Here is a 23,651-nt window from a genome sequence, read left to right as displayed (position 1 = left end):
GTCACTTTACCTCCATATGCAGCAGGTTGCAGGCTTCCTCGCGGGCATGGGCCTCAAAGGGGCGGTACATGGCGCCCCGGGCCATTGCCTCGTCAAAATCCACCAGGTCGCCGTCGAAATCGGGGCCGTCCACGCAGGCGAACTTGGTCTTGCCGCCCACGGTCAGACGGCAGCCGCCGCACATGCCGGTGCCGTCGATCATGATGGGGTTCATCGACACGACGCTCTTGATGCCGTATTTCTGGCAGGTCTTGACCACAAACTTCATCATGATCAGCGGACCGATGGTGATCACTTCGTCGTACTGGTTGCCGGCGTTGATCAGCTCCTCCAGAGCAGCGGTGACCACGCCCTTGGTGCCGTAGCTGCCGTCGTCGGTCATCACACGCAGCTCGTCGCTGCAGGCGTCAAACTCGTCCTCCAGGATCAGCAGGTCCTTGGAGCGGAAGCCGATAACGCTGTGCACCACGCATCCCTGCTCATGCAGCTTGCGGGCCACGGGCAGAGCGATGGCGCAGCCCACGCCGCCGCCTACCACGCAGACCTTCTTCAGGCCGTCGGTCTCGGTGGGGCGGCCCAGGGGACCCACAAAGTCGTGGACGCAGTCGCCTGCTTTCAGGGAGTTCAGCTCCATGGTGGTGCCGCCTACGATCTGGAAGATGATGTCCACCGTGCCGGTCTGCCGGTCATAGCCGGCCACCGTCAGGGGGATGCGCTCGCTGTCCTCAAACGGGCGCACGATGATGAACTGGCCCGGCTGCGCCTTTTGTGCGATCAGAGGCGCCTCGATGACGAGTTTGGTCACCGTGGGGTTCAGCTCGACCTTCTGCGTGATCCTATACATTGTGACAACTCCTTTATATACTGTTGATTCCATTCCCGCAGGGGGATGCAGCCCCTCTGCTGCAAATCTGATTTTTATTATACAGTTTTTTGAGGGATATTGCAATGCAAACCGGGGGTTTGCGGAAAAAGCTGAAATTTGGTGTTGACAACCGGCCCAAACTCAGGTATAATATTGCTCGTCGCCGGTCCCGCAGACCGGCACGGCACATGGAGTGTGCGGCCGTAGCTCATCTGGTAGAGCGCCACCTTGCCAAGGTGGAGGTAGCGAGTTCGAGCCTCGTCGGCCGCTCCATTGCATGGAAGTTTAGCTCAGCTGGGAGAGCATCTGCCTTACAAGCAGAGGGTCAGCGGTTCGAGCCCGTTAACTTCCACCATGTGGCCCGGTAGCTCAGTTGGTTAGAGCACCAGCCTGTCACGCTGGGGGTCGTCGGTTCGAGCCCGATCCGGGTCGCCATTATGCCTCTGTAGCTCAGTTGGTAGAGCAGGGGACTGAAAATCCCCGTGTCATTGGTTCGATTCCGATCGGAGGCACCATATGCGGCCGTAGCTCATCTGGTAGAGCGCCACCTTGCCAAGGTGGAGGTAGCGAGTTCGAGCCTCGTCGGCCGCTCCAAACAGACAGAAACGTCGGTATCAGCGCCTAAGCGCAGATGCCGGCGTTTCTGTTTTCCTGTCCTTTCGGGCAGTGTTGACAAAGTCCGCCCGCGGGGGATATACTGGTAGAACTGCGTGGGCGGCCAGGCAGAAAAACGGGCTGTTGGGGCCCGGAAAGACAAGGAGGAACAACTGTGATCTTTGGCAAATACATCAACCGCTATTACCTCAAAAACGCCCCGGCCCTGCTGCTGGGCGTGGCGGCGCTGATCCTGGTGGACTATATGCAGCTGATCATTCCTGAGCTGTACCGGATGCTGATCAACGGGATCAACAGCGGGCAGGTGCTGGTGGGAGGGGCGCCGGTAACCTTTACCGCCCAGGTGCTGATGCAGAATATCTGTATGCCCATGATCGGCATCATCGTATCCATGGTGATCGGCCGGTTTTTGTGGCGCATCTGCTTTTTTGGAGCGGCCATCCGGGTGGAGACCGACCTGCGCAACCGGATGTTCGACCACAGCAAGGACCTGTCCCAGTCCTATTACCAGGTGAACAAGGTGGGCAACCTGATGAGCCTATACACCAACGATCTGGAGACCATCCAGGAGTGCTTTGGGGACGGCGTGCTGATGTTCTGCGACGCGCTGTTTCTGGGGCTGCTCGCCTTTATCAAGATGTGGCAGATGGACCGCTCCCTGACCATGATGGCCATGATCCCCGCCTTCCTGATGTTCCTGGTGGGCAGCATGGTGAGCCGGGTGCTGACCCGCCGCTGGGAGGAGCGGCAGCAGGCCTTTGCGGACCTGTCCGACTTTGCCCAGGAAAACTTTTCGGGCATTGCGGTGGTCAAGGCGTTTGTCAAGGAGACCCGGGAGCTGCTGGCATTCCGCAAACTGAACCGCGAAAATGAGGAGATCAACGTCATCTATACCCGCATCGCCACCCTGCTGAATATCCTCATCACCCTCTTTGTGGAGTCGGTCACCTGCGTCATCCTGGGCTATGGCGGGTATCTTGTCTATACAGGACGGTTCAATGCCGGACAGCTGGTGGAGTACATCGGCTACTTTTCCGCCATCGTGTGGCCCATCATGGCGGTGTCCATGCTGATCGAAAAGACCTCCCGGGGCAAGGCGTCCCTCAACCGCATCAGTGAGCTGCTGGATGCTCCGGTGGATGTGGCCGACCGGCCCGGCGTCCGGGATCTGACCGACCCCAAAGGGGAGATCGAGTTCCGGCACCTGACCTTCCGCTATCCCGACGGGGAATACGATGTGCTGCGGGACATCTCCTTTACCATCCACAGCGGAGAGCGTGTGGGCATCGTGGGCAAGACCGGTGCGGGCAAGACCGCCCTGGTGGACCTGATCCTGCGGATCTACAATGTGCCCGACGGCACCCTCTGGATGGACGGCCAGGATGTGAACACCCTGTCGATCCGGTCGGTGCGCTCGGCCTGCGCCTATGTGCCTCAGGACAACTTCCTCTTTTCGGACACCATTTCCCACAACATCGCCTTTGGCGTGGACGCCGCCGGCCAGGCGGAGATCGAGCACGCGGCCCGGATGGCCGATGTGCATGACAACGTAGCCGCTTTCAAGGAGGGCTACAACACGATTCTGGGCGAGCGCGGCGTCACCGTCTCGGGCGGACAGAAGCAGCGCATCTCGATCGCCCGGGCCCTGCTGCTGGACGCCCCTGTCCTGATCCTGGACGATTCGGTGTCGGCGGTGGATACCCGCACCGAAAAGGTCATCCTGGAAAACCTCAATCGGGAGCGCGCAGGCAAGACCACCATCCTCATCGCGCACCGCATCTCGACGGTGGAGCAGATGGACAAGATCGTGTTCATCGACGACGGGCGTGTGGTGGACGTGGGCAGCCATGCCGCTCTGTACCAGCGCTGCCCCGACTATCGCAAGATGGTGGATCTGCAGCGGCTGGAGGACGAGCTGGGAGGTGGAAATCAATGATCCAACTGAATCCGCTTTGGCTGGCGGGCGGCCTGATCGGCGGCGTGTCGGCGCTGCTGATCCTGGCCTACGCCCTGGTCAAGGACAAAAAGACTTCCATGGGCTTTGAGCGCAACATCTCGGACGGCGAGATCGTCCGGCGGCTGGCCCATTACGCCCGGCCCTATCTGGGCAGCTTTGTAGTGGCGGGCCTGCTGATGCTGTTCTCCATCGTCTACGATATCGTGTCGCCCCTCATCGTGGGCTATGTGGAGGAGATGCTGGTGGGGGACTTCGCCCTCCGCAGCCTGTTTGCCACGGTGGCGGTATACGCCGGCGTGCTGGTGTTTTCGATGGTCAGCTCCTATTTCCAGGCGGTCATCCTGCAAAAGGCGGGCCAGCGGATCATCTCGGACCTGCGGGAGGATCTGTTCACCCACATCGAGTCCCTCTCCCACCAGCAGCTCAACGAGATCCCGGTGGGCAAGCTGGTGACCCGTGTCACCAACGACACCAACGCCATCTCGATGATGTTCACAAACCTTCTGGTCAACCTGGCAAAGAACTGCTTTGTCATTTTGGGCATCCTGGGCGCCATGCTGCTGGTCAACTATGAGCTGACCCTGATGGTCCTCTGCTTTGTGCCCTTCATCGTCCTGTTCACCGTCATTTTCCGGCGGTTCTCCCGCCGGGCCTACCGCCGGGTCAAGGACTGCACCACCGACATCAACACCTATCTGTCCGAAAACCTGTCGGGCATCAAGATCACCCAGATCTTTGGCCGGGAGGATATGCGGATGGAGGACTTCCGCCGCCGCAGCGAGGCGCTGGGCAAGGCCAAGCGGGACGAGATCTTTGTGTTCGGCGTCTTCCGGCCTTTGGTGTATATGCTGTACATCAGTTCGGTGCTGTGCCTGTTCTATCTGGGCGGCATGGGCTACCTGGACGGCCATTCCTTTTTGGGACAGACCATCTCGGGAGGCACCATCGTCACCTTTTATATGTACATCTCCAAGTTCTACAACCCCATCCAGAACCTGGCCGAGCAGTTCAACTGGCTGCAGTCGGCCATGGCTTCTTCCGAGAAAGTCTTTTCCATCCTGGACCTCAAGCCCACCATGGTGGACGCTCCCGATGCCATCGACCTGCCTGTGATCCAGGGGGATATCGAATTCCGGGATGTGTGGTTCAGCTATGTGCCCGGGGAATGGGTGCTCCAGGGGGTCTCCTTCCATGTATCCCCCCGCCAGACGGTGGCCTTTGTGGGCTCCACCGGCTCGGGCAAGAGCACCATCCTGTCCCTGATCTGCCGCAATTATGAGTTCCAGAAAGGGCAGATCCTCATCGATGGGGTGGACATCCGCAAGATCAAGATCTCCTGCATCCGCAGCCACTTCGGCCAGATGCTGCAGGATGTGTTCCTGTTCTCGGGCACCATCCGCAGCAACATCGTCCTGCGGATGGAGGATGTGCCCGACCAGCGGATCCTGGAGGTGTGCCGCTATGTCAATGCCGACCACTTCATCGACAAGCTGGAGGGCGGCCTGGACGAGCCGGTGCGGGAGCGCGGCAACAACTTTTCGGCGGGCCAGCGGCAGCTGATCTCGTTTGCCCGCACCATCCTGCATGAGCCTGCCGTGATGATCCTGGACGAGGCCACCGCCAACATCGACACCGAGACCGAGCTGCTGATCCAGGACTCTCTGGAGAAGATGCGCTCGGTGGGCACCATGCTGATCGTGGCCCACCGGCTGTCCACCATCCAGCACGCCGACAACATCATCGTCCTCTCACATGGCCGCATCCTGGAGCAGGGCACCCACCAGCAGCTGCTGGAAAAGCGGGGCCGCTACTACCAGCTTTATACGTTGCAGTACCATAAAGAGCAGATGCGAAAAGAAACCGCCCGCTGATGCAAAAAACGCCCCCCGCCGGGAAAGCCGGCGGGGGGCTGTGTGGTTTGCGGGGAAACTTGAGGTCAGGCCATGGTATAAATGAGCTGCTGCACCTCGTTAAAGAACCGGGACAGATGGAACCCGTCCGCCACGGCGTGATGGATATTCATGGTCAGGGGCAGGACCAGCTTGCTGCCCTCCGGCTCGAAGCGGCCCCAGGTGATCACCGGGGCCAGGAACCGGCCCTGGTCAAAGACGTGGACGTCAAAGTGGCGGTACCGCACCCAGGGCAGGCAGGACACATCGAAGAAGTTGGGAGGCTGGCCGGGCAGGATGCCCCGGTCCTGTGCAAAGCGCTCCTTGTCCGCAAGAAAGCGGGCATGGAAGGCAAAAAGGTCTTCTGTGTAGGGGGTGACCAGCTTGGTGAACCGCTGGTCCTCCTTATGGAAATCGGCGTAGCTGGGAAAGACGCAGTCTCACCGGATCAGACGGCCCTGCGGGTCCCATCCGTATTTGAACTCGTCGTGGGCGTTGACCACCTTGGAAACCGCCCAGATCATGGCGGGGTAAAACCGCAGGCCGTGCCGCTTTGCAAACGAAACGAGCGGCGCTGCGTCCACATCCACCGTCAGACTCATGACGATGGGCATTTCGTGGATGTAAAAGGAAAAAAGCTGGCCTCGGTCCCAGCTGTCCAGGTCGATGATCTGTTTGTGCATCTTGATCCTCCTTTGCGATCTGTGGCTTGGCAACAGAACTGCAAAGTCCCGGGATCGTGCATAGGCTCCATGCAAAAGATCTCAGGCTTTGCATGGAGGGGCATCAAGGCCCTGTTTCATATGTCACACCTCCCATCCTGTGTGCTGTGCTTATTGTAACACCCACACCGGGGATTGTAAACGGCCTATTTGTCCTCCCGGCCGGCGTTCAGCCCCAGGACAAAAAAGCACAAACCTACCGCATAAAAAGAAGGCGATCCGCCCAGCCACCCGCTGAGAAAGAACAGGGCCCCCGACAAAAAGAAAAGATCGCGGCCCAGGGTACCCTGCTTTGGGCCGGGCTTGCCCCGCCACGCGATCCAGGCCCGGACAGCCAGCAGGAGCACCAGCAGAAAACCGCCCAGCCGCATGATGTCACAGGGGACGGGGCCCCAGACTTGCCGTACCGGAAAGCTGCCCAGCAGCAGGGCCACGGCGGCCAGGCGCATGGTCCACAGGAGAGGAGGATTCATGGCAGTGCTCCTTTCAGAGGCCGGACACGGAGGAAGCGCCCCGGCGGTTGAGCTCATCCACAAAGGAGACGCTTTTGGCGGTCAGTTCTACCCAGGCGGGGAGGAAGCCGCTGCGTATGGCGTTGCGCACCGATTTGATGTTGGACCAGGCGGCGCAGTAAAAGGGGACTTTGCCCCGCTCCAGGATGGCCAGTGCCAGCCGGCTGGTCAGGGCGGAGGCGATGCCCTGACGGCGGTATGCGGGCAGTACGTCGATCCCGATCTGCCACATGGAGTCGCAGTCGGCCGAGCAGGCCGCCAGCCCCACCAGACGGCCGCCATCGTAAGCGCCTATCCCCAGGACGTCCAGTTCCTTGCGCCGGGCGCAGAGGGCGTTGCTCCATGCATCGGTGTAGAGCGGGACAAAGTCCTCCGGATGCAGCTCCCTGCAGGGAAGGGGACAGTCCAGAGGCTGCAACCGCTCCAGTCTGGGCAGAAAGTATTCCGCCATAAAACAGACCCGCAGCCCCTTTTGCTGCAGGGCGTCGTTCAATACATGGAGGTTGGGGGTCTCGAAACAGTGCTCGGCCGGATAGCTGCGGATGAACGGCTCCACAATGGGGCGGCAGTCCGCACGGACCGACGCCACGATGTTGCTTCCGTAAGAGATCAGGTGACAGTCAAAGGGCAGGCTCAGATATTTGCGGGCCCGCGGGTCTGCTTTGGACCGCACGATGACGTTTTCCTGCTTTGCAAAGTCTTCCGGGCGGCAGGCCACATCGATGGCGGATTGTGCCATGGCGGCCTGCAGGATGCTTCGGTCGGTGAAGGGCATCGGGATCTCCTCCTTGACATGGATTCATTGTCCTGATTCTAACACATCCGCCCGGAAAGAGAAAGGGCTAGGGTTGCCATTTGTGAATTTTGCCCAAGATTATTTACAGGGACCGGGCAGACTGGTACAATAGAGGAAATCCAAAAAGCTCTGGGGCGGATCGGAAAAGCCGGATGGCACGGATACCGGGTGCGGTGTTCCTGCGCCTGGCCGGACGCACCCCAAGGAGGACGCAGCATGATCTACACCGTAACGTTTAACCCTGCCATCGACTATGTGGTCCGGACCGACGGGCCTTTTGTGCCGGGGCAGGTCAACCGTTCTGCGCAGGAGGACTACCAGTTCGGCGGCAAAGGGATCAATGTATCCCTGATGCTGGCCCGTCTGGACTGTCCCAGCGTGGCTTTGGGCTTTGTGGCTGGAGCCACCGGCAGCTGGCTGGAGCAGGGACTGCAGGCGCAGGGCCTGCACACCGATTGGATCCATCTACCCGGCGGGATGACCCGCATCAACGTCAAGATCAAGGCGCAGACCGAATCGGAACTCAACGGACGCGGCCCGGACATCACACCCGAGGCGATGGAGCAGCTGTATGCCAAGCTGGATGCCTTGCGGGAGGGAGACATCCTGGTGCTGGCCGGCAGCCTGCCGGGCGACCTGCCCTCCGATACTTACCGCCGCATTCTGGACAGGCTGGCGGGCCGGGGCATCCGGGCGGCCGTGGACACGGCCGGGGAAGCGCTGGCGGCGGTGCTGCCGGCACGGCCGTTCCTGATCAAGCCCAACCACTGCGAGCTGACCGCCCTGGCGGGCCGGCCCCTGACCACCCAAACGGAGATCGAAGCGGCGGCCCGCGGTTTGCAGCAGCAGGGCGCCCGCAATGTGCTGGTGAGCATGGCGGGGGACGGCGCTTTGCTGGTGGACGAGACAGGCGCGGTCCACCGGATGGGCTGTCCCCAGGGCCGGGTGGTCAACAGCGTGGGGGCAGGGGACAGTATGCTGGCGGGCTTTTTGGCCGGCTGGCTGCAGTCCGGCGACTATGCCTGTGCCCTCAGGCTGGGAACGGCCTGCGGCAGCGCCACCGCTTTCAGCCTGGGCCTGGCCGACCGGGCCGGCATCGACCGGCTGCTGCGGACGCTGCAACATGATGCATGAGGTGAAACGATGATCGAAACATTGGAACGGATCGCCATTGCCGCAACGGTGGCGGTGGCAGTACTGGGGGCGGTGGAGGACTGGAAAACGGACGCCCCTTCGGTGGCGCAGGACTATTACGTCCAGACCGTCACCGGCGGCCCTCTGGAAGAAAAGTACACCGCCATGGGGGACTATGAGGTGGCCTATGCCGAGTACCCGGCGGCGGATCTTCTGTCGGTGGGCCGGTATGAGATCTGGTATCCCGAGGCTATGGCAGAGCAGGACCGGACCTGGCCCGTTGTGATGATGTGCAACGGCACCGGGGTGGCGGCCTCCCGCTATACCCCCATCTTTGAGCACCTGGCTTCCTGGGGCTTTGTGGTGGTGGGCAACGAACAGCAGAATTCCTGGAGCGGCGCCGACGCCGATGCCGGCATCGAGCTGCTGGAGGACCTGAACGAGAACCCCAGCACCGTCTTTTACCACAAACTGGACCTGGAACGGGTGGGCGCTGCGGGGCACTCCCAGGGGGCCATCGGAGCCATCAACGCGGTGACAACACAGGACAACGGTTTCCGCTACAAAGCGCTGTACACCGCCAGCACCCCTTCCAGCCTTTACGCCCAGACCTTGAACTGGGCATACGATGTCTCCCAGATTCGGATCCCATACCTGATGGCGGCAGGCACCGGCCTGCTGGATGCGGGCGGGGGCGGCACCGACGAAGTGGCCCAGCAGGCCCAGGAGCTGTCCATCTCGCCCCTGTGGTCCCAGGAGGAAAACTATAAAAACGTCCCCGACGCCACCCCCAAGGTGCGGGCGCGGCGCATGGGAGCGGACCACGCCGAGATGCTGCCCTGGGCGGACGGCTACATGACCGCCTGGTTTATGCACTGGCTGCAGGGAGATGCCCAGGCGGGGGAAGCCTTTTTTGGCCCGGACGCCGAGCTGGCGCACAATCCCTACTGGCAGGACGTCGAAAAAAACATCTGAAAAAACAGCGCCCGGCCGCCTTCCAGGAGGCCGGGTGCTTTCTGCGGCAAAAATATGGATTGACAATTCCCGCCCGGATTGGTAGACTAGGGTGTATCTGAGAAACCGGAAAAACGCTGTGCCGGCTGTCTCCATGCGGGAGTGGCGGAATGGCAGACGCGCTGGTTTTAGGCACCAGTTCCGAAAGAGTGAGAGTTCGACCCTCTTCTCCCGCACCACAAACAAAGGCCCGGATGCTGTATGCATCCGGGCCTTTCAGTGTGCGTCCGGTTTATGCGTTGAAGACGTATTTGTCCAGCCGGTGGAAGGCCTCCTCCACCCGGGAGAAGGGCAGGGCCAGATTCATCCGCACCGAGCAGGGGCCATGGAACATCCGGCCGTCCTGGATGGCTACGCCCACCGCCCAGGCGGCCTTTTCCACGTCCTCGATGGTCTTGCCGTGGGCCTGGCACCACTGCGAACAGTCCACAAACAGCATATAGGTGCCCTCGGGCCTGGACACCTCCACACCCTGAAAGTGGTCGCGGATGTAGTCGCAGGCAAAGTTGATGTTGCCGCTGAGCACCTGGCACAGCTCGTCCACCCAGACATAGCCCTCGGGCTGGTAGGCGCCGATCAGCGCATGCATGGACAGGACGTTCATGTCGTTGTAATGGCACTTGGAACTCTTGGCACGGCACCGGTCCCGCAGATAGGGGTCGTAGATGATGTGGTAGCTGCCCACCAGACCCGCCAGGTTGAAGGTCTTGCTGGGGGCATACAGGGCGATGGTGCGGCTGCGGGCGTCAGCGCTGATGCTCTGGGTGGGGGTGTGCTTGTGACCGTTGAGCAGGATGTCGGACCAGATCTCGTCCGAGATGACCACGCAGTGGTTGGCCTTGTAGATCTCCATGGCCCGCTCCAGCTCCCAGCGCTCCCATACCCGGCCGCAGGGGTTGTGGGGACTGCACAGGATGGCTGCATGGATGTGGTTCTCCCGGATCTTGCGCTCCATATCGTCATAGTCCATCCGCCAGACCCCCTGCGCATCCCGCACCAGGGGAGAGTGGACGATGGAAAAACCGTTGTTGGACAGCGATTTGGTGAAGCCGATGTAAGTGGGGCTGTGCACCAGCACCGGGTCGCCGGGGTTGGCAAAGCTGGTCAGGGCGCTGACCACGCCGCCCAGCACCCCGTTTTCGTAGCCGATGCAGTCCCGGGTCAGCAGGGCGGGGTCGCATCCGTTGCGGGTGACGTGCCAGCGGATGATGGCGTCATAATAGGCGTCGGCGGGGCTGAAATAGCCGTAAGCGGGGTGGCTGGCCCGCTCGATCAGGGCCTGGGGAACGGTGGGCACGGTGGGAAAGTTCATGTCCGCCACCCACATGGGGATGGGGTCGAAACCGGGCTGGGGCGCATCAGGGGCAAAGCCGGGGTTATGGCCCAGGCTGTCCAGTGCCAGGGCGTCTTTGCCGCTGCGGTTCAGGATGGAAGTGAAATCGTATTGCATAGGGCATTCCTCCTTTGGTCACAAACTACTGATTCCAGTGTAGCACAGCCCGGCGGGCGGGTCAATGGGCGCATATTCCGCCGCCCCCTGCGCATACTGAGAAAAACGGATGAGGAGGTGGCCTGGATGCCAAACCGAGCCCTGCGCTGCCTGGCAGCGGTTTTGCTGGGGGTGTTCTGTCTCGCCTTTGCCCGCAGCGACACCGCCGCCAAAAGTATGGTGCGCGCTCTGCTTTTGGAGCCGGGCCCTTCGGGCTGGACGGTGGGGCTGCTGTACCAGGCCCCCGAGGGTTCGGCGGATTCGGCGGAGGCTTCGGATGGCATCCGCTTTGCAGCGGCCCAGGGGAGCAGCCTGGAGCGCGCCATGCAGAACGCGGAGAGCGCCCTTCCCCTGGACCCCAACTACCGCCTGTGCGACCATCTGCTTTTGATGCCCGGCGGCGGCTGGGATGCCCTGCGCAGCTATGAGGCGCTGGTGCTGGAGCGCCGCTGCGGCCGGACCAGCGCTTTGGTGGCGGCCTGCACCTTCACCTGCGCCCGGCTCTCCGAGGAGACGGAGGAGGGCGGTTCGCTGCTGACCGGGCTGCTGCAGACCCTCAAGCAGGCCCGGAAGGCCAGCCCCCGGCTGTACGAGGCGGGCAGCCGGGGAGCTTTGCTGCTGCCGGTGCTGGATCTGGGGGAGGGAGACGCGGTCCTTTTGCCGGAGGGGCTGTTCCTTTCGGAGCAGGAACAGGCGCTGTGGGAGGCGGAGCCCACCGCCGCTTACAGGCTGCTGACCGGCCGCGGAGAGTCGTTTGCCTTCTGGCTGGGGGAGCGGCCTCTGATTTTGCGGCGTCCGCTGCTGAGCGTGGAAAGGACGGAGGAGGGGAGCTTTGCGGTCCGGCTGGACTGCCAGACCGGCCCGGGCAGCGCCGCCCCCACCCAGGAAATGCTGGACCGTCTGGGCAGCGTATGCAGCCGGCTGCTGGCCGAGCGCTGGGCGGCCGGACAGGATCTGCTGGGACTGGGCGCCCGGCAGGCCCTGGCGCTGGGACCCGGCGCCGCCCTGGACCCAGCAAAAAACGCCTGCCCGCAGCTGCGGACAAGCGTGAAAGTATACTGAAAGGGTCAATGGATGGCCTCGAAGGTGATGGTGACGGTGGTGCCTGCGTTGACCTCGCTTTCCAGGCGGATGCGGGCTTTGTGGATGCGGGCGATCTGTTTGACGATGGCCAGCCCCAGGCCGGTGCCGCCGGTGGCTTTGCTGCGGCTCTTGTCCACCCGGTAAAACCGCTCAAAGACGCTGGACTGCGCCTCCTTGGGAATGCCGATGCCGTTGTCCTGGACCGAAAGATAGGGGTGGCCCTCTTTGGTGCAGCCGGTCTCCAGCAGCACCCTGCCCCCCGGCCGGTTGTAGCGGATGGCGTTGTCGCACAGGTTCTGGCACAGCTCCTCCAGCAGGCTGGGCGAGCCCATCACCTGGACGCTCTCCCCCCTGCAGCTCAGGGTGACATAGGAGCGGCGGGCGTTGACCATCAGGCGCTCGGCGCACTCTTTGGCGATCACCGACAGGTCCACCGGCTCCATGGAAGGGGAGTCATGGGTGCTGCCCGAGGCATCCAGATGGGACAGCTGGATGATGTCGTTCACCAGGCGGAGCATCCGGCTGGCCTCGCTGTGGATCTTCTGTCCAAAGGAAGCCACATCTTCAGGACGAGCCAGCCCGGTCTCGATCATCTCGGCATAGCCCGAAATACTGGTCAAAGGCGTCTTGAGTTCGTGGCTGACGTTGGCCGTGAACTCCTGGCGCATTTTTTCGTTGCTCTCCCGCATACTGCGGTCGGAATAGATGGCGTCGGCAAAGGGGACCAGCTCCCGGTAGGGGACGTTCTCCTGGATATGGTCCAGATCTTCGGCCATCTGCAGCATGGGCTGCACCAGCCGGCGGGTCAAAAACCCGGCCAGCAGGGCGGCGATGCCCATGATCACAAAGCAGCTGACCAGGATGGCGGGCAGCGCCGCATTGTAAAGGGACCAGATGGTCTCGGCATCCTGGCTGGTGCGCAGGACGTTGCCGTCCGGGAGCAGCACCGCATAGTAATAGGTCTCATAGCCGGTGGTGGCGGAATCCCGGATGTCCTGGCCGGAGCCGCCGGCGAAGGCCTGCTGCACCTCGGGGCGGGAGAGATGGTTTTCCATCTGCTCCTGTTCGTCGGCCTCGGTGGATTCGTACAGCACTTCGCCCGCGGGAGAGATCAGGGTCACCCGGACGTTGTTCAGGTCCAGGGCGTTGAGGCCTTTGGGGTCGTAGGAGTACTGGGCGGCCACGATGGAGGATTCGTTCTCCAGGGCACGCCAGGCCTGCATGGTGAAGGCCCTGTGAAAGACAAAGACGCACATTGCCACCGCCAGCACCAGACTGAGCAGGCCCATCAGGTACAGCCGGCGGCAGATGGTCTCCTCCATGCTGCGGGTCTTCATTCCTCGGCGCCCTCCTCACTGTCTGCCAGCTTGTAGCCCACCTTGCGCACAGTCAGGATATAGCTGCCGGCGCTGCCCAGCTTTTTGCGCAGGGTACGGATGTGCATATCCACCGTGCGGCTCTCCACCGAAATGTCGGTGCCCCACACCACCTGCAGGATGGTCTCCCGGGTGACCACCAGGTTGGTGTTTTCCAGCAGCAGGCGCAGCAGACTGTATTCTTTATAGGTCAGGTCCACCGGGGTGCCGTTGACCGTCACGCTGTGGCGGGCGTTGTCCAGCATCAGCTCGTGGAAGGTGTAGACGTTGGGTTTGGCCGGCGGGGCCGAACGCCGCAGAGCGGCCCGCACACGGCTGAGGAACTCCATGATGCCGAAAGGCTTGGTGATATAATCGTCGGCGCCGCAGTCCAGCCCCCGCACCGTGTCCAGCTCGCTGGATTTGGCGGTGACCATGATGATGGGCAGCTGGCGCAGGGCAGGGGTGCCGCGGAGCTTTTTCAGGATCGAAAAGCCGTCCTCCCCCGGCAGCATGACATCCAGGATCACCAGCTCCGGCTCAGTGATCCGCATGGCCTGCCAGAAGGCCTCGGGTTCCTCGAACGACTTGACATCGTATCCGCTGGACTGGAGCGCGTACTGCTCCAGCTCCCGGATGGAAGCGTCGTCCTCAACAATGTAGATCATCAAAATTCCTCCTTCTTGTCGTCCGGTCCGCCGCCGGCTGCCTCATCCTGGGGAAACCTGTACCGGGCCCGGTAGCGGTCCACACGCCGCTGGAAGGCCTTGCTCTCCTCGGCGGCCTTGTTGTGCCGCAGGTCGGACAGGTATGCGTGGGTATCAAAACTGTCCTGGGCCACTTCGATCTGGGCCACCGCCACATTGCTGCAATGGGCGCAGATGCGGGAGTAGCTGGTCAGAAGGTCGTCCAGCACAAAGCCATAGTGGATCGAGCAGCTGCCCGCCTGCAGCCGCGCGATGTGCCGGGCCTTGATGGCCCGCACCAGTTCGCCCAGCACCGACTCCATGGGTTCCACCTTGCTGGCCAGGTGCAGGTCGTTCTGACGGAAGGCCTCGGTGGTGCGGTTCAGCAGATCCTGCACCACATCTTCCAGCACGCTCAGCTCTTCCTGCGCATCGGCGGAGAAGGTGATCTCCTTGTCGTGGATCTCCTGGGCCGACAGCAGCAGGTTGAGCGAATAGTCGCTGATCCGCTCAAAATCGCTTATGGTATGCAGCAGGGTGTTCACCTGCTGGCTGTCGTCGTGGTTCAGTTCGTGGCCCGACAGCTTGACCAGGTAAGTGCCCAGCGCGTCCTCGTAGCGGTCCACCTGCTTTTCCTGCTCCCGCACTTTCTGGGCCAGGTCGGCGTCCCACCGGTGGGTCAGGCTCATGGCCTGGAGGACGCCGGAACGGGCCATTTCCGCCATCTCGGAGGTGACCGAACGGGCCTGCTCCACCGCCACCGAGGGGGTGTTCAGCAGACGCTCGTCCAGCAATGCGAACTTTTCCTTCTTTTCATCGTCGGGGATGGTCAGGCAGGCCAGACGCTCCAGCAGCCCGGTAAAGGGCAGCAGGAGGGCAGTGGCCCCCAGATTGAAGGCGGTGTGCACCACCGCGATGCCCCAGGGGGCGATGACGTCGGTGATGAAGCTGAAGTGGAACACCGCGTTGAGGCCGTAGAAAAGGACGAGAAAGACCGTCACGCCGATGACGTTGAAGTAAAGGTGGATCATGGCCGCACGGCGGGCGTTCTTGTTGGTGCCCACCGAGGAGATGAGGGCGGTGGCGCAGGTGCCGATGTTCTGGCCCATGATGATGGGGATGGCGCTGCCGTAGGTGATGACGCCGGTGGAACTGAGGGCCTGCAGAATGCCCACGCTGGCGCTGGAACTCTGGATCACAGCGGTGACCAAAGCGCCCACCAGCACGCCCAGAATGGGATTGGAGAAGCGGACGAACAGTTCGGTGAACCAGGGCTCATTCTCCAGCGGGGAGACGGCGTCGGACATGGCGGTCATGCCGGTCATCAGGATGGCAAAGCCGATCAGGATGCCGCCGATCCCTTTTTTCTTCTCGCCGCCGAACATGAACAGCAGGATGCCGATGAATGCCAAAAGCGGACTGAAGGTGGAGGGTTTGAACAGCTGGATCAGCAGGCTGTCTCCCTCCAGGCCGGTGAGGCTGAGCAGCCAGCTGGTGACGGTGGTGCCCACGTTGCTGCCCATGATGATGCCGGCGGCCTGGTGCAGCTGCATGATGCCGCTGTTGACAAAGCCTACCACCATCACGGTGGTGGCGCTGGAGCTCTGGATCACAGCGGTGACCGCAAGGCCCAGCAGAAAGCCCTTGAAGGGGTTGTCGGTCAGGCGGCTGAGGATCTTTTGCAGCCGGCTGCCGGCCTGCCGCTCCAGGGATTTTCCCATCAGATCCATGCCATATAGGAACAATGCCAAGCCGCCAAGCAGGGAAAATACGTGCGTAATGTTCATGTTTTGTCCTCGTTTCTGCGGTTTTACAAAAAATTTACCTGTACCTGTTCTGAGTATAGTCCTTGGGATGTAAAATGCGAAATCGGCCCAATGTAAAATTAAAGTAAAGAAAATCTTACATAAATACCGACTTTCCAAATATAGTATACAGGCAAAGACCCTTTTGTACAAGCGGTGAAAATTGCAGGCGGGGGAATTGTAATCCCGTCCTGTTTTGATTATAATATAAAAAATGGGAAATTGCGCACAGCCTGCAAATCCCGACCGAAACGGACAGACTGCACAGCCTGTTACCAGGGAGGATATAAGGATGGAAAATTTTACCGTATCGCTGGCCAAACTGTCTGAGCGGGTCAACATGGAGGTGGTCTACACCCCCCGCGAGCTCAGCCAGATCCATGTGGAGATCGCGGAGGTCAACCGCCCGGGCCTGTTCCTGGCAGGGTACTATGAGTATTTTGACAACCTGCGGCTGCAGATCATGGGCCTGGCCGAGATGAACTTTTTGTCGGTGCAGACCCCCGAGCGCCGCTATGAAGCGCTGGACCACCTATTTGGGGCCATGCCCCCGGCGGTGATCGTCTCCCGCAGCGACGAGCTGGCCCCGTTCCCCGAGATGCTGGAGCTGGCCCAGAAATACAAGGTGGCGCTGCTGCGTTCCAATGAGGCCACCTGCGTTTTGATGGGCAGCCTGCTCAGCGTGCTGAATATGGAGCTGGCGCCCCGCATCACCCGCCATGGCGTTCTGGTGGAGGTGTACGGCGAAGGTATCCTGATCCTGGGCGACAGCGGCATCGGCAAGAGCGAGCTGGCCATCGAGCTGGTCAAGCGGGGCCACCGTCTGGTGGCGGATGACGCCGTCGAGCTGCGCAAGGTGTCCAACCGGCAGATCATGGGCACCGCCCCCGAGAACATCCGCCACTTCATCGAGCTGCGGGGCGTGGGCATCGTCAACGTGGCCCGGGTGTACGGCGTGGGTGCCGTCAAGGTGACCGAGACGGTGGACTTTGTGGTGCAGCTGGAGGCCTGGGACCCCAGCAAGAACTACCAGCGCACCGGCCTGGAGACGGAGTATTACGAGATCCTGGGGGTCAAGATCCCCAGCACCGCCATCCCGGTGTCTCCCGGGCGCAACCTGGCCGTTGTGCTGGAAACTGCGGCCATCAACAACCGCCAGAAAAAGATGGGCTACAATGCAGCCAAGGAGCTGCTGATCCGTTTGGGTCTGGATGCCACCATGGACTGAGGAGTGGGATTTTGGAGCAGATACAAACATTGAAGGAGCGGCTGGAGGCAGCCGCCCTGCCTTATAGGGAACAGGAACCTCTGGCAGGCCACACCACCTTTAAAATCGGCGGGCCGGCGGCCGTGTTTGTACAGCCTGCGGACGAAGCGCAGCTGTGCGCCGCCGTGGCCCTGTGTAGGGAGCTTGCGGTGCCTTACTACATCCTGGGCAACGGCAGCAACGTCCTGTTTGGAGACAAGGGCTGGGCCGGCGCGGTCATCTGCCTGGCCGGCATGAAGGGCGGCGTCCGCCGGGAAGGGAACACCCTGACCGCTCCGGCCGGCCTGCCCCTGAGCGCCCTGTGCACCGCCGCCTGGGAGGTCGGCCTTGCCGGGCTGGAGTTCGCCTATGGCATCCCCGGCACGGTGGGGGGCGCAGTGTATATGAATGCAGGCGCCTATGGCGGCGAGATGAAAGACGTCCTGCTCTCGGTGCGGTATCTGACCGCCGAAGGGCAGATCGAGGAGGCCCCCGCCGAGGGTCTGGATCTGGGCTACCGCCACAGCATTTTTGAATCGAACGGTGGCTGCATCCTGTCGGCACAGGTCAGGCTGGAGGCAGGGGACCCGGCGGCCATCCGCGCCAGGATGGATGAACTGATGGGCCGACGCCGCGACAAGCAGCCCCTGGACAAACCCAGCGCAGGCAGCACCTTCAAGCGGCCTGTGGGCGCTTTCGCGGGCGCGCTGATCGAACAGTGCGGCCTGCGGGGCCACCGCCACGGCGGGGCCGCCATCAGTGAAAAACACTGCGGCTTTGTGGTCAACCTGGGGGGCGCCACCTGTGCGGATGTGCTGGCCCTGTGCCGGGAAGTGCAGCAGATCGTGAAAGAACAGACCGGCTATACCCTGGAAAAAGAGATCCGGGTAGTGGAATGCTGAAAGGAACCGGGGAGGCGGCTATGGAGCTGTTGATCGTGAGCGGGCTTTCGGGCTCGGGCAAATCTGTCTCAATGAATGCGCTGGAAGATATCGGCTTTTTCTGTATGGATAACATCCCGGCCCGGCTGCTGCCCAAGATCGTGGCCTTTTCCCGGGCGGGCGACAGCCAGCTGGATCGGGTGGCCATCTCGATGGATGTCCGCGGGTGCCACTCGCAGCAGGAGATCCTGGAGGCGCTGGACCAGCTGGATCTGCAGCAGACCCCCTATAAGATCCTGTTTTTGGACGCATCGGACGATGTGCTGCGCCGCCGCTACAAAGAGACCCGCCGCCGCCATCCCATCAGCCTGGCCGAGAACATCTCCACCCAGGAAGCACTGGCCAAGGAGCGGGAGATCCTGCGTCCCCTGCAGGACCGCGCCGACTATATCATCGACACCAGCCTTTTGTCCACCGCCCAGAACAAAGAGCGGATCTGTGATTTGTTTGTGCCGGGTGGCGGGGCCAAGGCCGCCATGCGGCTGACCGTCATGTCCTTCGGCTTCAAGTTCGGGCTGCCGGGGGAGGCGGACCTGGTGCTGGATGTGCGCTGCCTGCCCAACCCTTTCTATGTGCCCGAACTCAAGCACAAGACCGGCATGGAGCAGGAAGTGGTGGACTATGTCATGAGCTTTGCCCAGTCCCGGGAACTGCTGGCCCGCATCGAATACCTGCTGGCCTACGCCCTGCCTCTCTATGTCAAGGAGGGGAAAAGCGCCTTGACCATTGCGGTGGGCTGCACCGGGGGCAAGCACCGCTCCATCACCTTTGCCCGCAAGATCGCGGAATATTGCCAGCAGCAGGGTTATGCCGTCAGCATCCAGCACCGCGACGCCGCCCGCTGAACAGAAACAAAGGAGTAGACCAAAGCATGAGCTTTGCTTCCGGGGCCAGGGGCGAGATCGCCCGGCGCGCACTGACCAGTGAGAGCGACGTCCGGGCGGCCTGTTATGGGCTGGCCTGTTTTGCCAAACATTTCGACACCAGGGGTCTGGTGATCCAGACCGAGCAGGAGGAGACAGCCCTCTATGCCCAGCAGTGCTTTGCCTGCTGCGGCATCCAGGGACAGATCCGCTGCCGGGAACACGCCAGCGGCCCCGTCTATGAATTCAAGATCGACCAGGCCGGTCCGGTGGCCCAGATGCACGCCCTGTTCGGCACCACCGGCGCCGAACCCAGTCTGCAGATCAACCCTGCGCTCATCCGCACCCCCCGCAGCGTCAGCGCCTATGTGGGGGCGGCTTTTTTGTGCTGCGGCACCGTCACCGATCCCCAAAAGGGCTACCATCTGGAGTTTACCACCCCCCGCACCAATCTGGCGCGGGATTTTGAGGCTCTGTTGGCCGAGCACGAGTTCGGCCCCCGGCGCAGCCGCCGCAAAGGGGTGAATGTCATCTACCTCAAGGCCTGCGCCCATATCCAGGCGTTGCTGGTCTTTATGGGGGCCGGCCAGGCCGCCGGCCTGATGGGCACCCAGCAGGCGGTCAAGTCGGTGCGCAACCGCGTCAACCGCTCGATCAACTGTGAGACCGCCAACCTGGGCAAGACGGTGCGGGCCAACGCTTCGGCCATCAAGGCCCTGCGCTATCTGCAGCAGCAGGGCGCTCTGGATACCCTGCCCGAGCCCCTGCGGCAGACCGCCGTCAAGCGGCTGGAGTACCCCGAGCTGTCCCTGGCGGCCCTGTGTGAAAAGATGGAGCCGCGGCCCAGCAAGTCGGGGCTGGCCCACCGCCTCAAGCGGCTGGAGGAATTGTCCGCCGACCTGCGGACCAGAAGGGAAGGAGGGAGACCCGCATCATGAGCGAGACCCAAGCAGACGGACAGGGGTTCGTGCACCTGCACGTCCACACCGAATACAGCCTGCTGGACGGCGCCTGCCGCATCGACCAGCTGATGGACCGGGTGAAGGAGTGCGGCCAGACCGCCATTGCCTGCACCGACCACGGCGTGATGTACGGCTGCGTCCAGTTCTACAAGGCCGCCAAAAAGGCGGGCATCAAGCCCATCATCGGGTGCGAGGTCTATGTGGCCACCCGTACCCGCTTTGACAAGGTGAACAAGATCGACGGCAACAACCATCTGATCCTGCTGTGCAAAAACGAGACGGGCTACCGCAACCTGATCAAGATGGTGTCGGCAGCCTTCACCGAGGGGTTCTATTCCAAGCCCCGGGTGGACAAGCAGCTGCTGGAGCAGTACCACGAGGGCCTGATCTGCCTGTCGGCCTGCCTGGCGGGAGAAGTCCCACAGGCCCTGCTGGCAGGGGATTATGAGCGGGCCAAGGCCGCGGCCCTGTGGTACAATGACCTGTTCGGTCCGGGCAACTACTACATCGAGCTGCAGGACCACAACCTGGCCGAGGATGAAACGGTACTGCCCCAGCTGATCCGATTGTCCCGGGATACCGGCATCCCTATGGCGGCCACCAACGACGCCCACTACCTGCGCAGGGAGGACGCCCGCGTGCAGGAGATCCTGCTGTGCATCCAGACGGGTAAGACCATCCAGGACGCCGACCGGATGGAGTTCCAGACCGACGAATTCTACCTCAAGACCACGCAGGAAATGTACGACCTGTTCGCCGTGGTCCCCGAGGCCTGCGCCAATACGGTCAGGATCGCCCAGCAGTGTGATTTCGATTTTGACTTTGGGCACACCAAGATCCCCTACTACAAGGCCCCTGACGGGATGGACAACCAGGCTTATTTTGAGAAGCTGTGCTGGGAGGGACTGGAGCGCCGGTACGGCCCTCAGGTCCCCCAGGCCAATAAGGACCGGCTGTCCTATGAGATCGGCGTCATCCGGTCGATGGGGTATACCAACTACTATCTGATCGTTTTCGACTACATCAACTTTGCCAAAAGCCAGAACATCCCGGTAGGTCCCGGGCGCGGTTCGGGCGCGGGCAGCATCGCCGCTTACTGTGTGGGCATCACCGACATCGACCCCATCCGCTACAACCTGATCTTCGAGCGCTTCCTCAACCCCGAGCGGGTGAGTATGCCCGACTTTGATGTGGACTTCTGCTACGAACGGAGGCAGGAGGTCATCGACTACGTCAACCGGAAATACGGCTCGGACCATGTGGCCCAGATCGTCACCTTCGGCACCATGGCCGCCCGCAATGCCATCCGGGACGTGGGCCGAGTGATGGGCCTGCCCTACCAGAGCGTGGATACGGTGGCCAAGCTGGTGCCCATGGAGCTCAAGATGACCCTCAAGCGGGCGCTGGAGGTGTCCGGTGAGCTGAAAAAGCTCTACGACATCGACCCGCAGGTCAGGGAGCTGATCGACACGGCCGCCAAGGTGGAGGGGATGCCCCGGCACGCATCCACCCATGCGGCAGGGGTGGTCATCACCCCGGAGCCGGTGGATCACTACCTGCCCCTGGCCACCAACGACGGCCTGCCGGTGACCCAGTTCAACATGACCGAGATCGAGGAGCTGGGCCTGCTCAAGATGGATTTTCTGGGCCTGCGCACCCTCACGGTCATCCGGGACGCCGAGACCGCCGCCCAGAAAAAGGACCCCGGCTTCTGTATGTCCGGCCTGGACTACGACGACAAGGCTACCTATGAAATGCTGGGCCGGGGCGAGACCGAGGGCGTGTTCCAGCTCGAATCCACGGGGATGCGGCAGGTGCTGATGGGCCTGCAGCCCCAGAACCTGGAAGATGTCATCGCTCTGATCAGCCTGTACCGCCCCGGGCCGATGGACTCCATCCCCACCTATCTGCGCAACCGCCATCAGCCGGACAAGATCAGCTACAAGACCCCCCAGCTGGCCCATATCCTGGACGTCACCAACGGCTGCATCGTCTACCAGGAGCAGGTGATGCAGATCTTTCGGGAGCTGGCGGGCTTCTCGTTCGGCCAGGCCGACAACGTCCGCCGGGCCATGAGCAAGAAGAAACACGACGTGATGGAGGCCGAGCGGGAACACTTCGTCCACGGCTGCACCGAGCCGGGCCATGAGTGCCCCGGCTGCGTGGCCAACGGCATCTCCGAGCAGGTGGCCAACGAGATCTACGACGAGATGTCCAGTTTTGCCTCCTACGCCTTCAACAAGAGCCATGCGGCCTGCTATGCCTATGTGGCTTACCAGACCGCCTACCTCAAGTGCCACTATCCCGCCGAGTTCATGGCGGCGCTGCTGACCAGTGTGCTGGACAACACCGACAAGGTGATCGAGTACACCGCCGAATGCGCGCGCCTGGGCATCAAGGTGCTGCCCCCTGACATCAACCGGTCGGCGGGCGGCTTCACCGCCGACGGGGAGGGGAAGATCCGTTTCGGGCTGAACGCTGTCAAGAATGTGGGCCGCAACCTGATCGAAGGGGTGCTGAAGGAACGGGAGAAAGAGCCGTTCCGCAGCCTGTACGATTTCTGCCGCCGGATGCATGGCAGTGAGCTGAACCGCCGCGCCCTGGAGTGCCTCATCAAGGCGGGCGCCTTCGATGGGATGGGGGCCACCCGCCACAGCCAGGTGGAAGCGGTGGAAGGAATCCTCAAGAGCGTGGAAAACGACGCGCGCCGGAACCTGGAAGGCCAGCTGGACCTGTTCTCGGTGATGGTGGGTGGGGACGGCCCGGCTCCCCAGGAAGGCTATGAGATGAAAGCCCTGCCCGAATACACCCACAGCGAGCTGCTGCGGATGGAAAAGGAGGTCAGCGGGCTGTACCTGTCGGGCCACCCGCTGGACGCCTATCGGGAGCAGTCGGCCCGCTTTTCCTCCCACAGCATCAAGATGCTGACTGGGGAGGACGCCCACAAGCTGGACAACACCCGGGTCAAGATCGTCTGCACGGTGGTCAAAAACCGGATGATGACCACCAAGAACAACTCGATGATGGCCTTCACCAGCGTGGAGGACCTGACCGGCACCATGGAAGTGATCGTCTTTCCCCGGGTGCTGGATACCTACCGGGACGCCCTGCAGGAAAACGCTGTGGTGGTGATCGAAGGGAAGCTGTCGGTGCGGGAGGATGAGCCGGCCAAGCTGATGGCCGAGACCGTCACCCCCATCGACCGGTACGATCCTGCCCGGCCCGACGGCTATCGTCCCGACCCGCTGCGGGAAGCACCCAAACGGCTGTACCTGCGCCTGCCCTCCCGCAAGGGGATGGTCTATCAGAAGGTGGTCAACCTGCTGGAGATCTTTGACGGGGATATGCCGGTGGTGCTGTATCTGGAGGACGAAAAAAAGAAGCTGGCGGCCCCCCGCCGGCTGTATACCTCGGGCCATCCGCTTTTGATGCAGGAACTGGGCCGGCTGCTGGGGGCTGAAAATGTTGCAACAAAATAACATGTATGTGAGTGAATCGAAACGGGTGCCCTGTTCCCAAACCGGGCGAAATGTGTTATAATGTCTGTAATAAGGCAAAGGGGCCGTTCCGCTGCAGCTGCGGCGGGACGGGTCTTTGCTGCGGGCGCGGCTGGGGCGGCAGGGTCCCGGCACGCGGCCTATGGATAAGAAGGACCAAAGCATAGAGGGCCAGAAGGCCCTGGCAAAAAGGGAAATATGTGAATGGGAGGGTTTCTAC

17 protein-coding genes, 6 tRNA genes and 1 pseudogene are annotated in these 23,651 nt (G+C 62.1%); 16 read left to right on the top strand and 8 right to left on the bottom strand.

Going from position 1 to position 23,651, the window contains the following annotated elements:
- Position 1 precedes the first annotated feature (1 nt).
- A complete protein-coding gene (locus B5E66_RS09665) occupies positions 2-844 on the bottom strand; it encodes a sulfide/dihydroorotate dehydrogenase-like FAD/NAD-binding protein (RefSeq protein ID WP_087232124.1) in 843 nt (280 codons plus the stop codon).
- A gap of 218 nt (positions 845-1,062) precedes the next feature.
- Here B5E66_RS09665 and B5E66_RS09660 point away from each other — a divergent pair.
- The 7 genes from B5E66_RS09660 (at position 1,063) to B5E66_RS09630 (ending at position 5,308) form a co-directional block, all read left to right on the top strand.
- Positions 1,063-1,138 (top strand) — tRNA-Gly (locus B5E66_RS09660).
- A gap of 6 nt (positions 1,139-1,144) precedes the next feature.
- Positions 1,145-1,220, top strand: a tRNA-Val gene (locus tag B5E66_RS09655).
- Positions 1,221-1,223: 3 nt separating this feature from the next.
- Positions 1,224-1,300, top strand: a tRNA-Asp gene (locus tag B5E66_RS09650).
- A 4-nt stretch (positions 1,301-1,304) separates the two neighbouring features.
- Positions 1,305-1,380 (top strand) — tRNA-Phe (locus B5E66_RS09645).
- A gap of 3 nt (positions 1,381-1,383) precedes the next feature.
- Positions 1,384-1,459: transfer RNA gene (locus B5E66_RS09640), tRNA-Gly, on the top strand.
- A gap of 175 nt (positions 1,460-1,634) precedes the next feature.
- Positions 1,635-3,416 carry an ABC transporter ATP-binding protein gene (locus B5E66_RS09635; RefSeq protein ID WP_087232121.1) on the top strand — a complete coding sequence of 594 codons (1,782 nt, stop codon included), beginning with the start codon at positions 1,635-1,637 and terminating at the stop codon, positions 3,414-3,416.
- Positions 3,413-5,308, top strand: a complete 1,896-nt coding sequence (locus tag B5E66_RS09630) for an ABC transporter ATP-binding protein (protein WP_087232118.1) — start codon at positions 3,413-3,415, stop codon at positions 5,306-5,308. The genes B5E66_RS09635 and B5E66_RS09630 overlap by 4 nt, the downstream gene beginning before the upstream one ends.
- A gap of 65 nt (positions 5,309-5,373) precedes the next feature.
- On the opposite strand, the pseudogene B5E66_RS09625 reads toward B5E66_RS09630, so the two are convergent.
- From B5E66_RS09625 to B5E66_RS09615, 3 genes and pseudogenes are all read right to left on the bottom strand, one after another.
- Positions 5,374-6,009, bottom strand: a pseudogene (locus B5E66_RS09625) (CatA-like O-acetyltransferase).
- Between the two features lie 185 nt (positions 6,010-6,194).
- On the bottom strand, positions 6,195-6,521 hold the full coding sequence (locus tag B5E66_RS09620) for a hypothetical protein (protein ID WP_087232115.1): 327 nt from the start codon (positions 6,519-6,521) through the stop codon (positions 6,195-6,197).
- A 13-nt stretch (positions 6,522-6,534) separates the two neighbouring features.
- Positions 6,535-7,335, bottom strand: coding sequence for a GNAT family N-acetyltransferase (locus B5E66_RS09615; protein ID WP_087232112.1), 801 nt, complete (start codon positions 7,333-7,335; stop codon positions 6,535-6,537).
- Positions 7,336-7,572: 237 nt separating this feature from the next.
- Between B5E66_RS09615 and pfkB the strand changes: the two genes are divergently transcribed.
- The 3 genes from pfkB (at position 7,573) to B5E66_RS09600 (ending at position 9,683) form a co-directional block, all read left to right on the top strand.
- The gene (gene pfkB, locus B5E66_RS09610; RefSeq protein ID WP_087232109.1) at positions 7,573-8,490 is read left to right on the top strand and encodes a 1-phosphofructokinase; all 918 of its coding nucleotides are present in this window, start codon (positions 7,573-7,575) and stop codon (positions 8,488-8,490) included.
- A 9-nt stretch (positions 8,491-8,499) separates the two neighbouring features.
- Positions 8,500-9,465 (top strand): poly(ethylene terephthalate) hydrolase family protein, encoded by a 966-nt coding sequence (locus B5E66_RS09605; protein WP_087232106.1) that lies wholly within the window; start codon positions 8,500-8,502, stop codon positions 9,463-9,465.
- A gap of 135 nt (positions 9,466-9,600) precedes the next feature.
- A tRNA-Leu gene (locus B5E66_RS09600) sits at positions 9,601-9,683 on the top strand.
- Positions 9,684-9,736: 53 nt separating this feature from the next.
- On the opposite strand, the gene B5E66_RS09595 is transcribed toward B5E66_RS09600, so the two are convergent.
- The gene (locus B5E66_RS09595; RefSeq protein ID WP_087232103.1) at positions 9,737-10,954 is read right to left on the bottom strand and encodes a MalY/PatB family protein; all 1,218 of its coding nucleotides are present in this window, start codon (positions 10,952-10,954) and stop codon (positions 9,737-9,739) included.
- A 126-nt stretch (positions 10,955-11,080) separates the two neighbouring features.
- On the opposite strand from B5E66_RS09595, the gene B5E66_RS09590 reads away from it, so the two are divergent.
- The gene (locus B5E66_RS09590; RefSeq protein ID WP_087232101.1) at positions 11,081-12,055 is read left to right on the top strand and encodes a hypothetical protein; all 975 of its coding nucleotides are present in this window, start codon (positions 11,081-11,083) and stop codon (positions 12,053-12,055) included.
- Positions 12,056-12,060: 5 nt separating this feature from the next.
- Here B5E66_RS09590 and B5E66_RS09585 read toward each other — a convergent pair whose 3' ends face one another.
- Genes B5E66_RS09585 through B5E66_RS09575 form a run of 3 tightly spaced genes read right to left on the bottom strand, consistent with a single transcriptional unit; the run spans position 12,061 to position 15,904 of the window.
- Positions 12,061-13,413, bottom strand: coding sequence for a sensor histidine kinase (locus B5E66_RS09585; protein ID WP_087232097.1), 1,353 nt, complete (start codon positions 13,411-13,413; stop codon positions 12,061-12,063).
- Positions 13,410-14,099 (bottom strand): response regulator transcription factor, encoded by a 690-nt coding sequence (locus tag B5E66_RS09580; protein WP_087232094.1) that lies wholly within the window; start codon positions 14,097-14,099, stop codon positions 13,410-13,412. The genes B5E66_RS09585 and B5E66_RS09580 overlap by 4 nt, the downstream gene beginning before the upstream one ends.
- Entirely contained in the window at positions 14,099-15,904 is a 1,806-nt protein-coding gene (locus B5E66_RS09575) for a Na/Pi cotransporter family protein (RefSeq protein WP_087232091.1), read from the bottom strand. The genes B5E66_RS09580 and B5E66_RS09575 overlap by 1 nt, the downstream gene beginning before the upstream one ends.
- A gap of 310 nt (positions 15,905-16,214) precedes the next feature.
- On the opposite strand from B5E66_RS09575, the gene hprK reads away from it, so the two are divergent.
- From hprK to B5E66_RS09550, 5 genes are read left to right on the top strand one after another with little or no spacing between them, the layout of a single operon-like run.
- Complete coding sequence (gene hprK / locus B5E66_RS09570; protein ID WP_087232088.1) at positions 16,215-17,150, top strand: HPr(Ser) kinase/phosphatase; 936 nt, start codon at positions 16,215-16,217, stop codon at positions 17,148-17,150.
- 11 nt (positions 17,151-17,161) lie between these two features.
- On the top strand, positions 17,162-18,070 hold the full coding sequence (murB, locus tag B5E66_RS09565; protein ID WP_446718511.1) for a UDP-N-acetylmuramate dehydrogenase: 909 nt from the start codon (positions 17,162-17,164) through the stop codon (positions 18,068-18,070).
- Between the two features lie 20 nt (positions 18,071-18,090).
- Positions 18,091-18,954 (top strand): RNase adapter RapZ, encoded by an 864-nt coding sequence (rapZ, locus tag B5E66_RS09560; protein WP_087232177.1) that lies wholly within the window; start codon positions 18,091-18,093, stop codon positions 18,952-18,954.
- A 26-nt stretch (positions 18,955-18,980) separates the two neighbouring features.
- A complete protein-coding gene (gene whiA / locus B5E66_RS09555; RefSeq protein ID WP_087232085.1) occupies positions 18,981-19,910 on the top strand; it encodes a DNA-binding protein WhiA in 930 nt (309 codons plus the stop codon).
- Entirely contained in the window at positions 19,907-23,413 is a 3,507-nt protein-coding gene (locus B5E66_RS09550; RefSeq protein WP_087232082.1) for a DNA polymerase III subunit alpha, read from the top strand. The genes whiA and B5E66_RS09550 overlap by 4 nt, the downstream gene beginning before the upstream one ends.
- Positions 23,414-23,651 lie beyond the last annotated feature (238 nt).

The organism is Faecalibacterium sp. An121 (assembly GCF_002160915.1).
Lineage (GTDB): Bacteria > Bacillota > Clostridia > Oscillospirales > Ruminococcaceae > Faecalibacterium > Faecalibacterium avium.
This window is presented reverse-complemented; position numbering and strand designations above follow the sequence as displayed.